This is a genomic window from Telluria sp. ZB4P34 (genome assembly GCF_059686055.1).
This window is the reverse complement of sequence record NZ_JCASIF010000018.1, coordinates 67,457-86,894: the sequence shown is the minus strand read 5'-3', so window position 1 is coordinate 86,894 and position 19,438 is coordinate 67,457. Positions and strand designations below refer to the sequence as shown.

At 65.9% G+C, this 19,438-nt stretch carries 20 protein-coding genes; 14 read left to right on the top strand and 6 right to left on the bottom strand.

All coding sequences use genetic code 11. The features are described 5' to 3' along the window. Window positions 1-523: 523 nt before the first annotated feature. Complete coding sequence (locus AC56KL_RS20700; protein ID WP_497182061.1) at window positions 524-2,962, bottom strand: penicillin acylase family protein; 2,439 nt, start codon at window positions 2,960-2,962, stop codon at window positions 524-526. Between the two features lie 285 nt (window positions 2,963-3,247). Here AC56KL_RS20700 and AC56KL_RS20695 point away from each other — a divergent pair, with 285 nt between their 5' ends. Continuing rightward, window positions 3,248-4,426, top strand: a complete 1,179-nt coding sequence (locus tag AC56KL_RS20695) for an OmpA family protein (protein WP_497182060.1) — start codon at window positions 3,248-3,250, stop codon at window positions 4,424-4,426. Window positions 4,427-4,500: 74 nt separating this feature from the next. Here AC56KL_RS20695 and AC56KL_RS20690 read toward each other — a convergent pair whose 3' ends face one another. Genes AC56KL_RS20690 through AC56KL_RS20680 form a run of 3 tightly spaced genes read right to left on the bottom strand, consistent with a single transcriptional unit; the run spans window position 4,501 to window position 6,093 of the window. Then, on the bottom strand, window positions 4,501-5,316 hold the full coding sequence (locus AC56KL_RS20690; protein WP_497182059.1) for a M48 family metallopeptidase: 816 nt from the start codon (window positions 5,314-5,316) through the stop codon (window positions 4,501-4,503). Beyond that, entirely contained in the window at window positions 5,313-5,777 is a 465-nt protein-coding gene (locus AC56KL_RS20685; RefSeq protein WP_497182058.1) for a YbjQ family protein, read from the bottom strand. Before AC56KL_RS20685 ends, AC56KL_RS20690 begins: the two co-directional genes overlap by 4 nt. Window position 5,778: 1 nt before the next feature. After that, window positions 5,779-6,093 carry a YbjQ family protein gene (locus AC56KL_RS20680; protein ID WP_497182057.1) on the bottom strand — a complete coding sequence of 105 codons (315 nt, stop codon included), beginning with the start codon at window positions 6,091-6,093 and terminating at the stop codon, window positions 5,779-5,781. Window positions 6,094-6,229: 136 nt separating this feature from the next. Between AC56KL_RS20680 and AC56KL_RS20675 the strand changes: the two genes are divergently transcribed. The 11 genes from AC56KL_RS20675 to AC56KL_RS20625 all read left to right on the top strand — a co-directional run bounded on the left by AC56KL_RS20675 (window position 6,230) and on the right by AC56KL_RS20625 (window position 16,389). Beyond that, window positions 6,230-7,726, top strand: coding sequence for a B12-binding domain-containing radical SAM protein (locus AC56KL_RS20675; RefSeq protein WP_497182056.1), 1,497 nt, complete (start codon window positions 6,230-6,232; stop codon window positions 7,724-7,726). Between the two features lie 63 nt (window positions 7,727-7,789). After that, window positions 7,790-8,935 carry an MlaE family ABC transporter permease gene (locus AC56KL_RS20670; RefSeq protein ID WP_497182055.1) on the top strand — a complete coding sequence of 382 codons (1,146 nt, stop codon included), beginning with the start codon at window positions 7,790-7,792 and terminating at the stop codon, window positions 8,933-8,935. After that, window positions 8,935-9,801, top strand: a complete 867-nt coding sequence (locus AC56KL_RS20665) for an ABC transporter ATP-binding protein (RefSeq protein ID WP_497182054.1) — start codon at window positions 8,935-8,937, stop codon at window positions 9,799-9,801. Before AC56KL_RS20670 ends, AC56KL_RS20665 begins: the two co-directional genes overlap by 1 nt. A 2-nt stretch (window positions 9,802-9,803) precedes the next feature. Continuing rightward, window positions 9,804-10,751 (top strand): MlaD family protein, encoded by a 948-nt coding sequence (locus AC56KL_RS20660; RefSeq protein WP_497182053.1) that lies wholly within the window; start codon window positions 9,804-9,806, stop codon window positions 10,749-10,751. Between the two features lie 8 nt (window positions 10,752-10,759). After that, a complete protein-coding gene (locus tag AC56KL_RS20655) occupies window positions 10,760-11,404 on the top strand; it encodes an ABC-type transport auxiliary lipoprotein family protein (RefSeq protein WP_497182052.1) in 645 nt (214 codons plus the stop codon). Beyond that, window positions 11,401-12,573 carry a VanZ family protein gene (locus tag AC56KL_RS20650; RefSeq protein ID WP_497182051.1) on the top strand — a complete coding sequence of 391 codons (1,173 nt, stop codon included), beginning with the start codon at window positions 11,401-11,403 and terminating at the stop codon, window positions 12,571-12,573. The genes AC56KL_RS20655 and AC56KL_RS20650 overlap by 4 nt, the downstream gene beginning before the upstream one ends. Before the next feature lie 63 nt (window positions 12,574-12,636). Beyond that, a complete protein-coding gene (locus tag AC56KL_RS20645) occupies window positions 12,637-12,972 on the top strand; it encodes a (2Fe-2S) ferredoxin domain-containing protein (RefSeq protein ID WP_497182050.1) in 336 nt (111 codons plus the stop codon). 46 nt (window positions 12,973-13,018) lie between these two features. Then, window positions 13,019-13,648, top strand: a complete 630-nt coding sequence (locus AC56KL_RS20640; protein ID WP_497182049.1) for an alpha/beta hydrolase — start codon at window positions 13,019-13,021, stop codon at window positions 13,646-13,648. A gap of 103 nt (window positions 13,649-13,751) precedes the next feature. Continuing rightward, window positions 13,752-14,894 (top strand): D-alanyl-D-alanine carboxypeptidase family protein, encoded by a 1,143-nt coding sequence (locus AC56KL_RS20635; protein WP_497182048.1) that lies wholly within the window; start codon window positions 13,752-13,754, stop codon window positions 14,892-14,894. A 230-nt stretch (window positions 14,895-15,124) separates the two neighbouring features. Next, complete coding sequence (locus AC56KL_RS20630) at window positions 15,125-16,051, top strand: aldo/keto reductase (protein ID WP_497182047.1); 927 nt, start codon at window positions 15,125-15,127, stop codon at window positions 16,049-16,051. Window positions 16,052-16,065: 14 nt separating this feature from the next. Next, window positions 16,066-16,389, top strand: coding sequence for a metal-sensitive transcriptional regulator (locus tag AC56KL_RS20625; protein WP_497182046.1), 324 nt, complete (start codon window positions 16,066-16,068; stop codon window positions 16,387-16,389). A 120-nt stretch (window positions 16,390-16,509) separates the two neighbouring features. On the opposite strand, the gene pssA is transcribed toward AC56KL_RS20625, so the two are convergent. Beyond that, window positions 16,510-17,298 carry a CDP-diacylglycerol--serine O-phosphatidyltransferase gene (gene pssA, locus AC56KL_RS20620; RefSeq protein WP_497182045.1) on the bottom strand — a complete coding sequence of 263 codons (789 nt, stop codon included), beginning with the start codon at window positions 17,296-17,298 and terminating at the stop codon, window positions 16,510-16,512. Between the two features lie 141 nt (window positions 17,299-17,439). On the opposite strand from pssA, the gene AC56KL_RS20615 reads away from it, so the two are divergent. Both AC56KL_RS20615 and AC56KL_RS20610 read left to right on the top strand, forming a co-directional pair. Continuing rightward, window positions 17,440-18,411, top strand: a complete 972-nt coding sequence (locus tag AC56KL_RS20615; protein WP_497182044.1) for a CAP domain-containing protein — start codon at window positions 17,440-17,442, stop codon at window positions 18,409-18,411. Then, window positions 18,408-19,046 (top strand): Hpt domain-containing protein, encoded by a 639-nt coding sequence (locus AC56KL_RS20610; protein ID WP_497182043.1) that lies wholly within the window; start codon window positions 18,408-18,410, stop codon window positions 19,044-19,046. Before AC56KL_RS20615 ends, AC56KL_RS20610 begins: the two co-directional genes overlap by 4 nt. Here the strand turns inward: AC56KL_RS20610 and AC56KL_RS20605 are convergent. Further along, on the bottom strand, window positions 19,036-19,251 hold the full coding sequence (locus AC56KL_RS20605) for a hypothetical protein (protein WP_497182042.1): 216 nt from the start codon (window positions 19,249-19,251) through the stop codon (window positions 19,036-19,038). The genes AC56KL_RS20610 and AC56KL_RS20605 overlap by 11 nt on opposite strands. Window positions 19,252-19,438 lie beyond the last annotated feature (187 nt).

The following is a 19,438-nucleotide window of genomic DNA, read 5'->3' as shown; positions in this document are numbered from 1 at the left end:
GTTCAATCTGAGCCAGGATCAAACTCTTCAGTTCAATCTCTGTTTGTTGACACTTTCGTGTCACCCTTATTTCTAAGGGGTCGCTCACTCAAGATACTGACCGTTATCCCATTGCTGGGACAACGCTTAATACTTTTGTGAACATTTGATAATTTAAGTATTCACTGACCGAAGTCAGCGGCACCTTCATCAAACGCCCACACTTATCGACTGTTGATTGTTAAAGAACTGTGTTCTGTACTACCTTGCTGCACCGTACGAAGCGTTGTGTTCGTCAGCAGCAGAGGAACGAGATTATGCAGTGTTTCGCTTCGCTCGTCAACTCCTCGTTTTCTTTCGTTGCCGCTCGTTTTAGACGTCGCGGCAGCGTCGGAAGAGAGCAACTATAACAAAGTGGATCCTGACCGCGCAAGTGGTGGATGTGAATTTTGGAGAGATTTTCAGCCTCGCTTAAGCTTGGCCTGTCCGCCAAACGGCCGACGCCTCCCGAATGATCGGAAGGCGCGGATTTCATTGCAGTTGTTTAGTCACGCAAGGTAACGGACGTGTAGTGCGGATCCGCCTTGATGCGGTCCTGCGTGAACGGCAGCAGCGGCCAGGCCTTGCGTGAGTACACCTTGGTCTGGTCGGCATACCAGGGCGAGCCCGGATCGGTCGACTGGCCATAGGTGAGCACCGCTTGCGCCACCGGCCCCTTGTCGTCGAAGCCGACGGTCTGGATATAGCTCTGCCCCCAATAGACGCCGACATAGCCTTGCGGCGTCAGGCCGGTCGCCATGGTCAGCGAGCTATAGGTGCCCTCCTCGTCGCCGTTCCCTCCATGCAGCGCTATGCGTACCCCATTGCGCGGCTCGACCTGGTAATCGCCGAGCTGGCCGTCGAGCGGCACCCCAAGCGACTCCAGCTTGCCGGCTGCGCTGCGCAGGGCAGCCAGCATGGCCGGCATCGCGGCCGGGGCCACGCCATGCGGGGTGTGCACCGGATCGGCCGGGTCGAAGGGCGTGGCCCACTTGTCCGGAATCGCGGACGCGATGCCCCAGAATTCGCGGAACAGAACCGCGCCCCGGCTGCCGGTGTCGGCGCGGCGGTCCCAGGCCTGCAGCGTCATGCATGCCTGGCGCGCCAGTGCGTCGCCCGCCCCCGCGCACGCGCGCAAGAGTTCAGGCAGCACCAGTTCGGCCGCATGGACGCGGTTCGAATAGGCCAGCGCCTGGATGTCGGTCAGCGCCAGCCGCTTCTTCTGCGCGATCAGTTCATCGAGCTGGCGGAAGCCCAGCCGGGTGCGCAGGCTCTGCTCGACGCCCACGCTGCCATACAGCGGCGAATAGCCGAACGGGGCCGGGCCTGTCAGCAGGGACTTCGGATTGGTCAGCCAATAGCTGTCATTGGAATTGCCTACATAATCGGTGCGCATCATCCAGGGGGCATTCACTGGCGAGTAGATACCGCTCGGGGCGCCCTGGTCCTGGCCCCAGGCGCAGCCGCTGCGCGATCCGTCGAACAGCAGGGCCGCCTCGAGCAACAGGCAGCCGTTGATGAACTTGTCGGTATTCATATGCGGCACCACGCTGGCGTCCGCATACAGGGTATTGCCGTCGCGGTCGGCCGCCACGGTGTTCACCCAGGGCAGGCCCACTACCTTGTCGAGCGAGGCCTTCAGTTCACGTACGTTGCCGGCCCTGCCGATGCCGAGCCACTGTTCCAGCATGCGCGTGTTGTTGCGGTTCGGGTCGGCCAGCACGAAAGCGGCGCCCGCGCTCCAGGTCATGCCCGCCTCCGGACGGACGATGACGGCGCCCTGATGGCTGAAATAGAAAGTCTTGCTGCGCTGCGCCACCGAGCCGTCGCGCTGCAGCGTCTCCACCGTGACGGTCTTCGACGTCATCTTGCGGCGGGCGCCGTCATATAGATAAGTGGTCCCGGTAGGGTCGCCGGCATCCAGCGCCAGGCGGAAAGTGGTGAAGTGATAGGCCGTGGTCACGGTATGGCTCCAGGCCACGTCGCGGTTGAAGCCGATGACGACCGCCGGCACGCCGCCGATGATCACGCCCATGGCGTCGTAACGCCCCGGCACCGTCAGGTGCGCCTGGTAGAAGCGGTCGGAAGTCGTCCAGGGGAAGTGGGGATTGCCCAGCAGGAGGCCGCGGCCGTTGCTGGACAGGTCCTTGCCGACCGCCAGTGCATTGCTGCCGATGCCCCGCTTGTCGAGCTGCTCGAGCTGCGCCACCAGGGACCGCGTGTCGAGCTTGCGCGGCGCCAGCCTGGCCAGGCTGACGGGCGCTCCCGGCACGCGGCCGGCGGCCACGAAGTCGGCGGCGAAGACCTGGCCGGATGCATGCAGGGCCTTTTCCGCCACCACCAGCACCATATCGTCGAAGCTGATCGGCTTGACCCATTTCGCGCCGGCACAGGCGGCAGGCAGCTTGCCGCCGTAGTCCTTGAGATAGCGGTTATAGCCCTCGACGAAGCCCTCGAGCAGCTGGCGCGGCTCCGCCGGGCCGGCGGCGTAGCCGGCGCGCAGCTGGTCTATATCGAGATAGCCCTTGAAGAAGAAGTCGCTGTCTTCGTTCTTCAGGTCCATGAAGCCGCTGCCGCCACCGTACTCGTCGCCGGTGCGCTGGCGCGGACGCGCCTCTCCCCCGAAGAAACGCGAACGCTCACCGCGTACGGTCAGCACCGAGTCCGCAAACATGCACACGTTGTCCTGGGCGTAGGCATAGGCCAGGCCGTAGGCGAGGCTGCGGAAATCGCTGGCCCGCACGTGCGGGACCCCATGGGTGGTGCGTGCGAGGTCGACCTTGATGCGCGCAGGGCCGCTGGAGGCCTTGCTGGCGGAACTGCCCGACATGGTGGCCGACTGGGCGGCATCCGGGTCGCGGCCGCAGCCTGTAAGCGCCAGGGACAGCGTCGTTGCGAGCAGAAGCGTCAGGGGGCGCGGGAATGCGCTGAAGCGAACGTGCATGGTGGCCTTTCGGTGGTCGTGACGGGCGTGAATAACGCACTACTCTACCGCCGAAGTGTTGTACGCACGATATGCATTTCGCATAAATGGATGAGCGATCGCCTGTAAAAGTGTGCACGCTCAGCAAGCATCGCAAATTTGTTGTATTTTCCCAAATATTGCTCTCTATGCGAGGTAACGAACAGTAGGCAAGATGCCTACAGGTAATAATTCGCTCAGCAATTCACCAGATTGCGCCCTTGGGTTCGATCCACCTATTTATTAACATCTATCGAAAAAACAAAAATGAAAACTTCTTCCCAACTTACCGCCCTGATCGCACTGGCCTGCGCAACCATGACGAGCGCCTACGCTGCGCCTCAAGACACCGCTGCCCAGCCGACCCAAACCGAGACCGCATTCGTGAACCCGGACTGGGCCGACAACGCCTGGTACATCGGCGCCGGCCTCGGACGGGCACGCCTGCATGACCTCTACGACAACAATCTCGCGACTGGCATGGCCCAGGCCGGCCTGCCGCTGAGCTCGTACACTGCGGACAACAAGGACAAAGCCTACAAGTTCTTCGTCGGCAAGCAGCTGAACCGCCATTTCGCAATCGAGCTGGGTTACTTCGGTCTGGGCGAGCATACCTTCGTGGCCACCACCACCAATGGCCGCTTCCTGGCAGGCGAACGCGAGTTCCGCGGCTGGAACCTCGACCTGGTCGGCAAGCTCCCGCTGACCCAGCGCCTGGCGCTGCTGGGCCGCGCCGGCCTGCAGTATGCGAAGTCGCACAACCATTACACCGGCAATGTGCTGAATGCCGTCATCACCCCGAATCCGGAAGGTGGCCGCCGCGCGGCGAAGGCCGGCCTGGGCCTGGAATTCAAGATCACCGAAGCGCTCGCCCTGCGCGGTGAATACGAACGCTACCGCGTGACCGACGCCGTGCAGAACCGCGCCAAGGTCGACATGGCGTCGATCAGCCTGCTGTACAAGTTCGGCCGTCCGGCCAAGGCAGCCTACGTCGCACCGGCGCCGGTCGAAGCCGCACCGGCACCGGCACCGGCGCCAGCCCCGGTCGCCCAACCGGCGCCGGCACCGGAGCCGACCCCGACCTCGGAAAAAGTCTCGATCGCGGCTGAAGCCCTGTTCGACTTCGACAAGGCGATCGTCAAGCCGGAAGGCAAGGCAGCGCTGGACGAGTTCATGTCGAAGCTGGAAGGCCTGAACACCGAAGTCATGATCGCCGTCGGCCACACCGACTCGATCGGCACCAACGCCTACAACGAGAAGCTGTCGCTGCGCCGCGCTGAAGCCGTCAAGGCCTACATGGTCTCGAAAGGCCTGGATCCGGCCCGCCTGTACACCGAAGGCAAGGGTGAAACCCAGCCGGTCGCCGACAACGCTACCGCCGAAGGCCGCGCCAAGAACCGCCGCGTGACCATCGAAGTGGTCGGCACCCGTACCGTCACCAAGTAATTCCGGCACCCGGTAATCAAGCCGCCCGGCGCAAGCCGTGGCGGCTTTTTTGTTGTGCGGCCATGCCGCGCGGTTCAACGCGGCAGGGACAGGGGCAGGACCGGACCGCTGCGCAGGCCAAGCTGGCGCATCGCCAGCTGCAGCGCCCGGGTGCGGGCCGCCATCGACGGATGCGAGGCCAGGTAGTGGGTCAAGGCAGGTGCATCGCCGTCCTGCTTCCTGAGGGCGTCGAAGAATTCGGTGGCGCCGCCCACGTGTCCATAGCGGCATTGGAGGATCCGCAGCGCTTTCGCATCGGCCAGGGACTCGCGCTCGCGCGAATGCCTGGTCTCGCCCAGGTGCTGTGCCGGGGCCAGCACCCCGGCCGCCCACGAGCCGTCTCCGGTCAGCACGGTTGCGGCCGTGATCACGACGAGGCTGCGCCCGATCGCGCGCAGATGGTCGCGCTGGACCAGGTGGGAGAGCTCATGGGCAAGCACGAAGGCCAGGCCATTCTCCGACTTCACCTGGTCGAGCAAACCTGCGTAGACCATCACCACTCCACCCGGGAGGACCACCGCATTGGCCTCTCCCGATGCGACCAGGCGCACCGTCACCGGACCGGACATCCCGGCGCACTGGCGCAGTGCGTCGACCTGCGACTGCAACCAGGCCTCGCGCGCTGCGTCCTCTGCGCGGGCCGGCGGGAGCGGCGCAGCGAGCAGCCGGGTGAGGCGTGCTTCCGTCTCGGGAGCCATCCCGTCGACCACCTGGTCGACCACGACGCCCGCGCCCCAGATACCCGCCACCACCGCCAGCGACAGCGCCAGCAGGATCAGCAGGAAGTCCTTGAGCGGATGCTCGTGCGAGATGTTGTCGTTATGCCCAGGCAGCGCGCCCTGGTATTTCATTTCTGGTCAGCGTCCACGTAATAAATGGCGGTGCCATAAGCCAGTACCTCGACGCCGGTCACCTGGCTGCGCTGGCTGCCGGCCAGGGGCATGGTTTCCAGGCGCAAGTTGACGATCTCGTCCGCGCCAGCACAGCCCTCCTTCAAGCGCAGGACCGCCTCCCGCTTGGCGCGGTCGAGCAGGCTTTCGTAGGACTTGACCGGGCCGCCTACCAGCGTACGCAGCGCCGACGCCGCCTTCTTGAAATAGTCGACCGAGATGACGACACTACCCGTCACGAGTTCGCTGCGCGCCACCGGCCCGCCGCGCACCAGGGTTTTCAGCGAGGTGGCGGGGAGGTGCAGTTGCGCCTTTTCCCTGGCAATGATCGAGCGGTAGTGGCGTGACTCGGCGGCGCGGCCGAACACATAACCCAGCACCACGGGCACCGACCAGAAAGCCAGCAGGATGAGATATTCCATCTCAGCTCACGGTGACCGCAGTGCCGTACACATAGATTTCGGCAGCCCCTGCCGCTACCGAGGAGGTCGAGAAACGCACGTTGACGATGGCGTTGGCGCCCAGCTGCGCAGCCTGGGCCTTCATGCGCTCGGTCGCCTGCGCGCGCGACTCCTCCAGCAGCTCGGTATAGCCGCGCAGTTCCCCGCCAACCATGTTCTTCAGGCCAGCCATGATGTCGCGCCCGACGTGCTTGGAGCGCACGGAACTCCCGGAAACCACGCCGTGGCACACGACGATCTCCTTGCCGGGAATGGTTTCAATATTCGTAATAAGCATGGCAGTCCCATTTAAAAGAAGTGTTTGATTGTAGATACCGATCTTCTCCATAAGCAATTCACTGTGCATATCCGCGCCGGCATGCTGTCCCGGCGCAGTAGAATGACGCCCTTCTGTCCCCATCCCAGCCGCCATCATGTCCATCCTGCTCTCCACGCTCAACGCCCGCTACACGCACGCCTCGCTCGGCCTGCGCTACCTGCTGGCGAACATGGGAGCGCTGCAGGAGCAGACGCAGATCCAGGAATTCGTCATCGGCGCCAAGACCAGCGACCTGGTCGAACGCATCCTGGCGCACCGGCCGCGCATCGTCGGCTTCGGCGTCTATATCTGGAACGTCGAAGAAACCACCCGGCTGGTGGCCCTGCTCAAGCGCGTCGCACCCCAGGTGACGATCGTGCTGGGCGGCCCCGAGGTCTCGCACGAGACGGGCGAGCAGCCCATCGTGAAGCTGGCCGACTATGTCGTCACCGGCTGGGGCGACGTCACCTTTCCCAAGCTGTGCGGCGAGATCCTGAACGGCCCCACGCCCCTGATGAAGGTGCACGCCGGCGTACAGCCGCCGATGGCGGAGATCGCCCTGCCCTACGCTTTATATAGCGAAGAGGACATCGCCCACCGCACCCTGTACGTGGAAGCCTCGCGCGGCTGCCCGTTCAAATGCGAATTCTGCCTGTCCTCGCTCGACAAGACCGCCTGGCCCTTCCCGCTGGAGGCCTTCCTGGCCGAGATGGAATCGCTGCATGCCCGCGGTGCGCGCCTGTTCAAGTTCGTCGACCGCACCTTCAACCTGAACGTCAAGACCAGCCTGCGCATCATGCAGTTCTTCCTCGACAAGCTGGAGGCCAACCCGCAGGACCCGGTCTATGCCCACTTCGAGCTGGTGCCCGACCATCTGCCGGAGGCGCTGAAGGAGACGATCGCAAAATTCCCGCCGGGTGCGCTGCAGTTCGAGATCGGCATCCAGAGCTTCAACCCGGAAGTGCAGGCATTGGTCAGCCGGCGCCAGGACAACGCCAAGGCAGCCGACAACATCCGCTGGCTCACCGAGCAGTCGCAGACCCACCTGCACGTCGACCTGATCGCCGGCCTGCCGGGCGAAGACGTGGCCAGCTTCGCGCGCGGCTTCGACCAGTTGGTGGGGCTAGGCGCCCAGGAGATCCAGTTCGGCATCCTCAAGCGCCTGCGCGGCACGCCGATCATCCGCCACACCGAGCCTTTCGGCATGGTCTATGATCCCTACCCGCCGTACACGGTGCTGGCGACCAGCCTGATCGACTTCCCGGCCATGCAGCGCCTGGTGCGGTTCGCCCGCTACTGGGACCTGGTGGCCAACTCCGGACGCTTCGCCAACACCACGCGCGTGCTGCTGGGCGACACCCCGTTCGACAACTTCATGGCGTTCTCCGACTGGATCTACACCCGCACCGACGCCACCCACCGCATCGCGCTCGAGAAGCTGGCCAAGCTGGTGCAGGAATGGCTGCAGCTGCGCGGCATGGGGCGCGAACAAGCGGCCGCCCTGCTCGCCAGCGATTACGCCGGCCAACTGGACGCCGCGCCGCTCCACAAACCGGCTGCAGCACCGGTGGCCGCTGCGCCGCAGCGCCAGGTCCGCCATCTCGCCGCGTGATACGGCTGAGCAAGCTGAACTAAGCGTGTAGCAGCGATAACGATTCTCTTTTACACTGGCGCAATGCAGATTGAAAATGCGCCAATATTAACCATCCAGCATTCCGGGGCCTCCGCAGGGGGCGGCGCGGGACAATCTGTCGTGGCCAGCGGCGTGTGGCAGGTGCATACGCTGTCGCGCCGCGGCGTGCTCAAGGGGATCACCCGTACCCTGGCCTCGCTCAAGCACAAGGGGTCCATCGACTGGGACCTGTCGGGCATCGAACGCCTGGACCACATCGGCGCCCAGATGTTCTGGAACGCCTGGGGCAAGCAGCGCCCCGCAGGCTTGAGGCTCGACCCGCAGCATGAAGAACTGTTCGGCCGCATCGAGAAGGCCGGCGCCCTCACGCTGCAGCGCCATAAAGTCAGCCCGCTGAACTGGCTGATCGTGCTGGGCGCCGGCGTCCTGACCTTCTTCGAACACCTGCAGGCGTTTGTGGCCCTGATCGGCCAGGTAATCCTGGACATCGGCCGCTTCCTGCGCCGCCCGCAGGCCGGTCCGTGGCGCGAAATCTCGGCCAACATCTACCATTCCGGCTTCCAGGCGCTCGGCATCACGGCCATGGTCGGCTTCCTGATCGGGATCGTGCTCTCCTTCCTGTCGTCGCAGCAGCTGCGCATGTTCGGCGGCGACATCTACATCGTCAACATCCTGGGCATGGCCGTGATCCGCGAACTGGGCCCGCTGCTGGCAGCGATCCTGGTGGCCGGCCGCTCGGGTTCCTCCATCACCGCCCAGCTGGGCGTGATGCGGGTGACCGAGGAGCTCGACGCCATGCTGGTGATGGGCATCTCGCACGGCCAGCGCCTGATCATGCCCAAGGTGCTGGCGCTCGCCATCTCGATGCCGCTGCTGGTGGTCTGGACCGATGCCATGGCCCTGATCGGCGGCATGGTGTCGGCCAAGATCCAGCTGGGCCTGTCGTTCCGCTACTTCATCCAGAAGCTGCCGGACGCCGTGCCGGTGGTGAACTACACGATCGGCCTGCTCAAGGGCTGCGCCTTCGGCATGCTGATCGCGCTGGTGTCCTGCCATTTCGGCCTGCGCATCAAGCCCAACACCGAGAGCCTGGGACGCGGCACCACCACCGCGGTGGTCACCGCGATCACCGTGGTCATCCTGGCGGACGCGGTGTTCGCCATCATCTTCAACGACGTGGGGTTCTGATGGCCGATTCCACGCAATCGACGAAACCACGCGCGCCCCAGCGGCTGAACAAGCGCCCGGACGAAGACGTCGGAGCGCCGGTGGTCGAGATCCGCAACCTGTGGACCCGCTTCGGCCGCACCGTCATCCACCAGGACCTGAACCTGGACATCTACGCCGGCGAGATCCTCACCATCGTCGGCGGCTCGGGCACCGGCAAGACCGTGCTGCTGCGCCAGATGCTGGGCCTGGAACGCCCCAGCCAGGGCTGCGTGAAGGTGTTCGGCGAGGACATCAGCGCGGCCAAGCCGGAACAGCTGCAGCACATGCGCAACCACTGGGGCATGCTGTTCCAGCAGGGCGCGCTGTATTCGGCGCTGACCGTGTTCGACAACATCGCCTTCCCGATGCGCGAGCTGCGCGCGCTGCCGGAAGACGTGATCCGCGACGCCGTGCTGCTCAAGATGGACATGGTCGGCCTCGGCCCCGAGCACGCCAACAAGATGCCGTCCGACCTGTCGGGCGGGATGGTCAAGCGCGCCGCCCTGGCGCGCGCCCTCGCCCTCGAGCCGCGCTTGTTGTTCCTGGACGAGCCCACGGCAGGCCTCGACCCGGACCTGTCGGATGCCTTCGTGTCGCTGATCCAGACCCTGCACAGCGAGCTGAAACTCACCGTGGTCATGGTCACCCACGACCTCGACACGCTGTATGCGCTGTCGTCGCGGATCGCGGTGCTGGCCGAGAAGCACGTGCTGGCGGTAGGACCGTCCTGCGACGTGCTGCGCGTCGAACATCCGTTCATCAAACACTTTTTCCTGGGCCCGCGCGGCCGGCGAGCGCTGGAAGTGCTCGAAGAGCGCCAGGCCCAGAACGATTCGGAGGACTAGGTATGGAAAACAGGTCGTACGCCCTGATGACAGGTGTCTTCACGATCGCCCTCGTGATCGCGGCCATCCTGGCCGGGTTGTGGTTCAACCGCGACCGCACCGAGCTGGTGCCCTACGAGATCGCCACCACGCAGTCGATCCCGGGCCTCAACCCGCAGGCGACCGTGCGCTACCGCGGCCTGGAGGTGGGGCGCGTGGACCAGATCGTGTTCGACCGGCGCGTCACCGGCCAGATCCTGATCCGCCTGTCGGTCGAGAAGGATTCGCCGATCACCACCACCACCTTCGCCTCGCTCGGCTATCAGGGCGTGACCGGCATCGCCTTCATCCAGCTCGACGACGACCGCACCGGCTCGCCGCGCCTGCCCCAGCGCGAAGACCATGTGGCCCGCATCCCGCTGCGCCCGGGCCTGCTCGACATCCTGGAAAAGCGCGGCCTGGCCATCCTGGAAAAGACCGAGCAGATCACCGACAGCCTGAGCAAGATGGTGAATGCCGAGAACCAGCAGACCATCATCGGCGCCTTCGACAGCATCGGCAAGGCCGCCAACGCCTATGCGGCGATCCCGCAAAAGCTGGAGCCGGCCATCGACCGCCTGCCGGCCATTACCAGCAAGCTGGAACGCAGCCTGACCTCGTTCGACGCCACCGCCGCCAGCATCCAGGCCACCTCCAACAGCTACGGCCAGCTGGCCACGCGCCTGCAGGCCCCGGACGGCCCGCTCGAGCGCATGAACAGCGCCATCGGCTCGCTGCAGTCGGCCACCAGCGAACTCGAACTCGAAACCCTGCCGCACGTCGTCCAGATGACCGACGAGGCGCGCGGCGCGCTGCGCGCAGTGAAGCGCACCGCCACCTCGCTGTCCGACCGCCCGCAGAGCATCCTGTTCGGCGCGCCGAGCGCCCAGCCGGGACCGGGCGAACCGGGCTTCGTGCCCCCGACCAAATGAGGACCACCGTGACCGCACATTTCACCCGTTCCCTGACCGCCCTCACCGCCGCCCTCATCCTGGCCGGCTGCGCCAGCAACAAGGCCCAGGAAAGCACGACCTACGATTTCGGTCCGGCGGTCGTCACCGCGGCGGCGCCGCTACAGCAGGCGGCGGGCGCGCCGGCCTCCGCAGTCGCCAACATCGCGGCCCTGGTCGTGATGGACGCCACCGGCCCGTCCGCCCTCGAGAACGAGCGCATGTACTACCGGCTGACCTACGCCGATGCGCTGCAGGCCCGCACCTATGCCAACAGTCGCTGGGCCAGCAACCCGCTGCAGATGATCACCCAGCGCTTCAAGGCGCGCCTGGCACAATCGGGCGTGAAGGTGCTGTCGGCCACCGACGCCTCCACCGGCGTGCCGCTGCTGCGCGTCGAAGTGGACGACTTCGTCCATGCCTTCCCCGGCGTGGACCGGAGCGAAGGCCAGCTGACGCTGCGCGCCTCGCTGTTCAACGACCACCGCCTGCTCGACCAGCGCACATTCACCCGCAGCACCCCGGCGGGCAGCAACGATGCACCCGGCGGCGCGCGTGCCCTCGCCGCCAGCACCGACGCGGTCGCGGCCGATATCCTGGCCTGGATGGCGACGGTCGACACCCGCAAGCGATGACCACGAACGACATCGCCGTCGACCTGCGCGAACGACCACGCGAAGGGCGCGGCTCGCCCATCTCGCGGGCGGCGCTGCTGGCCTACCTGCTGCTCATCATCTACGCCAGCTGGTATCCGTTCAGCGGCTGGCGCGACAGCGGCGTGCCGGTGTTCGCCTTCCTGAACCTGGTCAAGCAGCGCTACTGGACCGGCTTCGACGTCGGCGTCAACATCGTCGGCTACATCCCCTTCGGCGTGCTGCTGGTGCTGTCGCTGTACCCGCGCATCCGCGGCGTCTGGGCCGTGCTGCTGGCGGCGCTCGGCGGCATCCTGGTCACGGGCGCCATGGAAACGGTGCAGAATTTCCTGCCCAGCCGCGTGCCCTCCAACCTCGACCTGATGACCAATGCCGGCGGTTGCCTGCTGGGCGCGATCCTGGGGGCCTGGTGGGCCCCAGGCCTGCTCGACCGCAGCCGCCTGTTCCAGCTGCGGCGCCGCTGGTTCGCGCCTTACGCCAGCCAGGGCCTGGTGCTGGTTGCGCTGTGGCCGCTGGCGCAGATCTACCCGCAAAGCTACCTGTTCGGCCACGGCCAGGTACTGCCGATCGTGTCGGGCTGGCTGTCGCGCTGGTTCGACACCGAGATCGACCTGGTCACCCTGCTGCGCCCGGACGCGGCCATGACGGTGGAGCAGTACTGGCTGTCGGAAACCATCATCACGGCCTGCGGCATGACCGGCGCCGTGCTCACCCTGATGTGCCTGGTGCGCCGCGGCGCGCCGCGCTACCTTCTGATGCTGGCCTTCCTCGGCATCGCGCTGCTGTTCAAGGCCCTGGCCAGTTCGCTGCTGTTCCGGCCCGACAATGCCTTCGTCTGGGTGACGCCTGGCGCGGAGGGCGGCTTCATCATCGGCCTGATCATGCTGTCCGGCCTCGTGTTCGCGCCCCAGGTGGCGCAGCGGCGGCTGGCGATTGTGACCCTGATCCTGAGCCTGGTGGTCGTGAATACCATCCCGGTGAACCCCTACTTCGTCTCCACCCTGCAGGGCTGGGTGCAAGGCAAGTTCCTGAACTTCAATGGCGCGGCCCAGTTCCTGTCGCTGCTGTGGCCTTTCTTTGCCCTGTGGTTCCTGCTGCTGCCTTCGCACAAGCTGAACCGGCCGGAACCCCGGCCGGGCGCGGCCGACTGAAGCTCCCCCATCTGCGCCCATGCCGTATCATGGCGGCTGGCGACTTATCCCGACGAGACCGATATGAGCGACGTGAGCAACGACAAGCCCTTCTATCAACACCATGTCTTCTTCTGCATGAATGAGCGCGACGGCAAGGATGCGCGCCAGAGCTGCGGCAGGTGCGGCGCCGAGAAGGCCCAGAAGCATGCCAAGAAGCGCATCAAGGAACTCGGCCTGAGCGGCCAGGGCAAGGTGCGCGTCAACCAGGCCGGCTGCCTGGACCGCTGCGAAGAAGGCCCGGTGCTCGTGGTCTACCCGGAAGGCACCTGGTACACCTACGTGGACACGCACGACATCGACGACATCATCGACACCCACCTGATCGGCGGCAAGGTCGTGGACCGCCTGAAAATCTGATTCCGGCCTCGAACACGTAACGCAGTGATTAATACCTGACGCAGTGATGAACAAATACTCGCACAAATTTACCCTCGACGGCCACGCCGGCAAGATGCAATGCATCCTCGACCTGCCGGAAGGCGCACCGCGCGGCATCGCCCTGGTCGCGCACCCGCACCCGCTGTACGGCGGCACCATGGAGAACAAGGTGGCCCAGACGCTGGCGCGCACTTTCGTCACCCTCGGCTACGCCACGGCGCGCTTCAATTTCCGCGGCGTGGGCGAGTCGGAGGGCGCGCATGACGACGGCCGCGGCGAGGTGGACGACATGGACCTCATGTACCGCCACATGACGCAGCAGTATCCCGGCCTGCCGGTGGCGCTGTCGGGATTCTCGTTCGGCACCTTCGTGCAGGCCCAGTTCCAGCAGCGCCTGGCCGCCGAGGGCCGTCCGGCCGAGCGCCTGGTGCTGGTCGGCACCGCCGCCGGCAAGTGGCCGATGCCGCCGGTCCCGGCGGACACCATCCTGATCCATGGCGAACTTGACGATACGATCACGCTGCAGGAAGTGTTCGACTGGGCGCGTCCGCTCGACATCCCGGTGACCGTGATCCCCGGCGCCGATCACTTCTTCCACCGCAAGCTTGGCCACATTAAAAATCTTGTCGTAGAAATGTGGCGACGTGACATTTGACGCCATCGCTGTGCAATAATTAGGCTCTTCTCTTGAGGCAATACCCCGGTATTGCCTTGCGCTTTTGCACCGCATGACCACTTTTGACAAACGAACTACTCCCATGAAAAAACTGTTAGCGGCCGTGGCCGCCAGCCTGCTGATGGCTTCGGCCAGCGCACAGACCGTGCCGGCGCCATCCATCGCAGCCAAGTCGTGGATGCTGCTCGACGCAACGAGCGGCCAGGTGATTGCCGCCCAGGACCCAGACGCCCGCATCGAACCGGCTTCGCTCACCAAGGTCATGACGGCCTACGTGACCTTCGCCGCACTGCGCGACAAGCGCCTGACGCTGGACACCATGGTCAACGTCTCGACCCGCGCCTGGAAGGTCGACCCGAGCAGCTCGAAGATGTTCATCGACCCGAAAGTGCCGGTCTCGGTCAACGACCTGCTGCACGGCCTGATGATCCAGTCGGGTAACGACGCGGCGGTGGCGCTGGCGGAAGCCGTGGCCGGCGACGAAGGCACCTTCGTGACCCTGATGAACCGCGAGTCCGAGCGCCTCGGCATGAAGAACACCCGCTGGGCCAACCCGCACGGCCTGCCGGACGCGAACAACTACTCGACCGCGCGCGACCTGTCGAACATGGCGGCCAGCGTGATCCGCGACTTCCCCCAGTTCTACAAGATCGACTCGATCAAGCAGTTCACCTACAACAAGATCACCCAGCAGAACCGCAACCGCCTGCTGTGGCTGGACCCGACCGTGGACGGCATGAAGACCGGCCATACCGAGTCTTCCGGCTACAGCATGATCGCGTCGGCGCGCCGCCAGAACGGCGCCGGCCAGCGCCGCCTGATCTCGGTGGTGCTGGGCACCACCTCGGACGCGGTGCGCACGCAGGAAAGCCAGAAGCTGCTGAACTGGGGCTTCCAGAACTTCGATACCGTCAAGCTGTACTCGAAGGGCCAGGCGGTGGCGACCCCGCCGGTGTGGAAGGGTTCGGCCTCGGAAGTGAAGATCGGCTTCACCCGCGACGTGCTGGTGACCGTGCCGAAGGGCGTGGCGGCGAAGATGAAACCGGTCCTCGAGCGCAAGGATCCGCTGGTCGCGCCGCTGGCGCGCAACGCGCAGGTCGGCACGCTGAAGATGATGGTCGACGGCAAGCCGCTGATCGCGCTGCCGGTGGTGGCCCTGGACGAGGTGCCGGAAGCGAGCATCTTCGGGCGCGCGTGGGATTCGATGCGTTTGTGGATGCAATGATTCCCGTCTGATCGCTTGATAGAAGCCCGTCCGTGCGAAAGCCGGGCGGGCTTTTGTTTTGTAGGGTGGGCGGCTTGTCCGGCCGCGCGGTGATAGTTAGCAGCCAGATCATCCGGATCGTGAGCGGAGCCTCTACCTATCACCGCGTGGGCGGGGGACCCGCCCACCCTACGAAAAGCAAGCCACAGTGCCGCTATAATCGTGCAATCCTGTCCATACGAAAGCTCGCGATGACCCACCCGCTCCCCGCTGACCTGCACTGCCCCCGCATCACCACCCGTGAGGGCGGCCTCGAGCTGTCCCGCATCGTGGCCGGCATGTGGCGCATGAACGAATGGGGCATGTCGGTGCAGCAGCGCGTGGCCTTTATCGAGCAGTGCATCGAGCTGGGCGTCACGTCCTTCGACCATGCCGACATCTACGGCAACTACGGCGTCGAAGGCGTATTCGGCGACGCCCTTCGCGCCCAGCCTTCGCTGCGCGGCCGCATCGAACTGGTCAGCAAGTGCGGCATCAAGCTGATTTCCGATAAGCGCCCGCAGCACGGCATCCAGCACTACGACACCACGGCCGCCCACATCATCGCATCAAGCGAGGAATCGCTGCGCCAGCTGGGCGCGGAGCACCTCGACCTGCTGCTGATCCACCGCCCCGACCCGCTGATGGACTTCGACGAGATCGCCGAGGCCTTCACCCGCCTGCAGGGGGCAGGCAAGGTCCGGCACGTGGGCGTGTCGAACTTCACGCGCCACCAGTTCGAATGCCTGAACCGCCGCGTGGCGCTTGCCACCAACCAGGTCGAGTTCTCGCCCATGTTCACCGCACCGATGTTCGACGAGACCTTCGACGGCATGCAGGACCTGCGCATCGCGCCGATGGTGTGGTCGCCGCTGGGCGGCGGGCGCCTGTTTACATCGGGCGACGCGCGCGCCGTCGAGGTCCGCACAGTCATCCAGGAGATCGCCGAGCGCATGGAAGCGCCCTTCGCCAGCGTGCTGTTCGCCTGGATCATGCAGCTGCCGAGCCGCCCGGTCCCGCTCACCGGCACCGGACGCGTCGAGGCCATCCGCGAAGCGGTGGCGGGCACGGGCCTGCGCCTGGAGCGCGGCGACTGGTTCCGCATCCTGCGCGCCGCGCGCGGGCACGAAGTCGCGTAAGCAGCGGCGCCGACATGGCCGACATTCCGCCGAAGACCGCCCTCAAGATCGTCGAGGGCAGCGCCCTCAGCGCCCAGCAGAAGAAAGACCTGCTGAACCGGCTGGCGCGCATCGAAGGCCAGCTGCGCGGGGTGCAGAAGCTGATCGCCCTGGCCGCGGAACCGTCCGACGTCGATTCCGTGGCGCAGCAGATGGCGGCCGCGCGCAAGGCGCTCGACCGCTCCTTCGTGCAGCTGCTGGCGGGAGCGATCCAGACCCAGGCCGGCAACGCCGGCAGCCTCGACGAGGCGCAGGCACGCGTGGCGCGCCTGGCGGCCATGCTCGACAAATTTGCCTGATCGCTTACGTAGGGTGGGCAGGTCTCCTGCCCACGCGGTGATAGATAGCGTGTAAAGGCCGCTACCGAATGATCTTGGAGCTGGTTGAACGCGTGGGCGGAAGACCCGCCCACCCTACATTCAGTCCTCGTAGACCTTCGGCGGCGCGATGCCGCTCCAGCCGGTGCGCCAGGCGATGTTGAGCAGCAGGGTCGCGCACACGTACAGCAGGAAGAACAGCACGAAGAAGCGGGTCTGCAGCAGCGCCAGCAGCACCAGGGACACGGCGACCAGCACCAGCATCATCTTGCCGCTCGGGTGCTTCGAGCTGGGGAAGCGGATCGTGGACACCATCAGCGTGCCGACGGCGACCATCAGCGCCATGATGGCGAAGCACTGCGCCATGGTGGTGGCCGGATCGGGCCAGGCCACCACCACCGAGGCCACGCAGGCCGCGCCGGCGGTGATCGGCATGCCGACGAAGTAGCGCGGGTCGGTGCGGCCGACCATGACGTTGAAGCGGGCCAGGCGCAGCGCGCCGCAGGTGACGAACACGAAGCAGGCCAGGCCGCCCATGCGCACCAGCGTCGGATGCGCCTCGTTCATCTGGGCGAAGCCGTAGCAGTACAGCAGCAGGCCAGGCGCGCAGCCGAAGTTCATCACGTCGGCAATCGAATCGAGCTGCACGCCGAAGCTGGACTGGGTCTTGGTGAGGCGCGCCACGAAGCCGTCGAGCGCGTCGAACACGCCGGCCAGCACCAGCAGGATGGCCGCCAGCCGGTAGTCGCCGGGGGCGCCGACGTGGGCATTGTCCACCGAGATCACGATGCTGCCGAAACCGCAGGCGATCGACAGCAGCGTCACGAGACTGGGCAGGGCAAACTTGGCGCGCGCGAGGCGCTGCCGCTTGGTGGGCGTTGGCGATGACAATTGACGGCTCGGCAATAGGGGCGATGTCATTATTCTACAGGGAGAGAAATAAGCGGGCGGCGCGCAACACCATGGAAGGCGTCTATCGGTGTTTTGCTCTAGAATGTGGCTTCGTTTCCGAGCATTGACAGGAGTTGCAACATGAGCTATATGTCTCGCTGGCGTTCCCTCATCGCCGCCTTGCTGGCCGCGTCGGCCCTGGCGGCGTGCGGTGGGGGCGGCGGCGACAGCGCGGGCGGCAACACCGCCGCGTCCCCGGCGTCGGTGATTCCATCGGGCTCCGGCGGCGTCACGCCCGATGCCGCGGCGCCCACCCTGACGAACGACATCGCCGTGGACGGCCGCAACTGGATCAACTACCGCCGCGCCCAGGCCGGCGTGCCGACCGTGACGGAAAATGCGCTGATCAACCGTGCGGCGCTGGGGCACTCCGAATACCTGCGCACCAACAACCTGATGAGCCACGACCAGAAGCCGGGCCTCCAGGGCTTCACGGGTGCGACGCTGAAGGAGCGGCTGAATGCGGCCGGCTACACCATTCCGCTCACGGGCTACGCCTATGGCGAGGTGATCTCGGGCACGACCAACGGCAGCGGCTTCTACATGGCCGAGGAACTGATCACCGCGATCTACCACCGCTTCGTGATGTTCGAGCCGAAGTTCCGCGAGATCGGCACCGGAGCCGCGACGTCCGCGAGCCGCTACAACTACTTCACCGCGAACTTCGCCACGCGGGGCGGCTTCGGTCCCGGCATCGCCGTCAACACCATCGTGACCTGGCCCTTCAATGGCCAGACCGGGGTGGTGCCGAACTTCTTCAGCGACAGCGAGGAACCGGATCCGGTGGCCAACATCAATGAAGTGGGCTACCCGGTGAGCGTGCATGCGAACATCGACGCCCCGGTGGCGATGCAGACCTTCACGGTGCGTCCGCGCGGCGGCGCCAACCTGCAGGTGCAGGTAGTGAATTCCTCGCCCGACCCGGCCAAGCGCACCGCCATCTCGATCGTGCCACTGGCGCCGCTGCGGGCCGCCACTACCTACGACGCCAGCTTCTCCGGCACGGTGAACGGCGTGCCGGTCAGCCGCGACTGGTCGTTCACGACGCGGTGAACGGGCTCCAGGCTTCCACCGATACGGGCGCCCCGGCGTCCGTCCCCCCGCCTGCCGCGGCGCTCGATACCGCCGCAGGCCTGGACCGGATGATGGGGGACCGGGCGATGTACCTGCGCGTCCTTACCCGTTTCAGCTCCGACTACGCCGGCCATGCCGCGCGCCTGCGCGACGCGCTCGCTGCCGGCGACATGCCGCTTGCGCACCGCATCGTCCATACCCTCAAGGGCGCCGCCGCCATGATCGAAGCGCGCGGCCTGCGCGCGCTGGCGCTGGCCCTGGAGCAGCAGCTGCGCGCCGGCGCGCAGGCCGCCGGGGCGCCGTTGCTGGAGCGGCTGGAGACGGAACTGGCGCAGGTGATCGCGCAGGTGAACGCCATGCTGGCGCCCGCCCGCGCAAGTGCCGCAGGCAGCGCAGCGCTGCTGGACGATGGCGAGCTCGCGCGCCTGGCCGGAATGCTCGACCTCGGCGACAGCGGAGCGCAGGATGTCGTGGCGGAGAAACGCGCCGGGCTGTGCGCCCGGCTGGGCGCGGCGCGCATGGCGGAACTGGAAGCGGCGGTGGCGGCCTTCGATTTCGAACGGGCCCTGGCGCTGCTCGGCGCCGTCCGGCAAGGGGGCAAGCCTAGCGGGTGAACTCCGCTTCCTCGTCGAACGACGAGGCGCAGCTCTTGCCGCAGAACCGGCGTACGCTGTCGAGCGGCTTCTCGCAGTACCAGCACGATCCCTTTGCGGGCAGGCTGGCGCGCGACGGCATCCCCGGGGCGCCCATGCCTGCCGCAGCGAGCACCGGCTCGGCAGCCAGCCCACTGTCCGGAAAACTTTCCTGTGTCGTTTCCAAGATGTACCCCCTACACGACAGACTGAAGTGCAACCAAGATTACTTCAGCGGAACATCGTGCCCATGAGAAACCTCAAGCGCGGACCGCGGCGGAGTCGCACCACGGCAGTTCAGTGCATTGCAACCGCTTCAGTTTGCGCCGAAAGGACTGGCTCTGCAATCCCGGCATGTCGATTCAACATGGGTA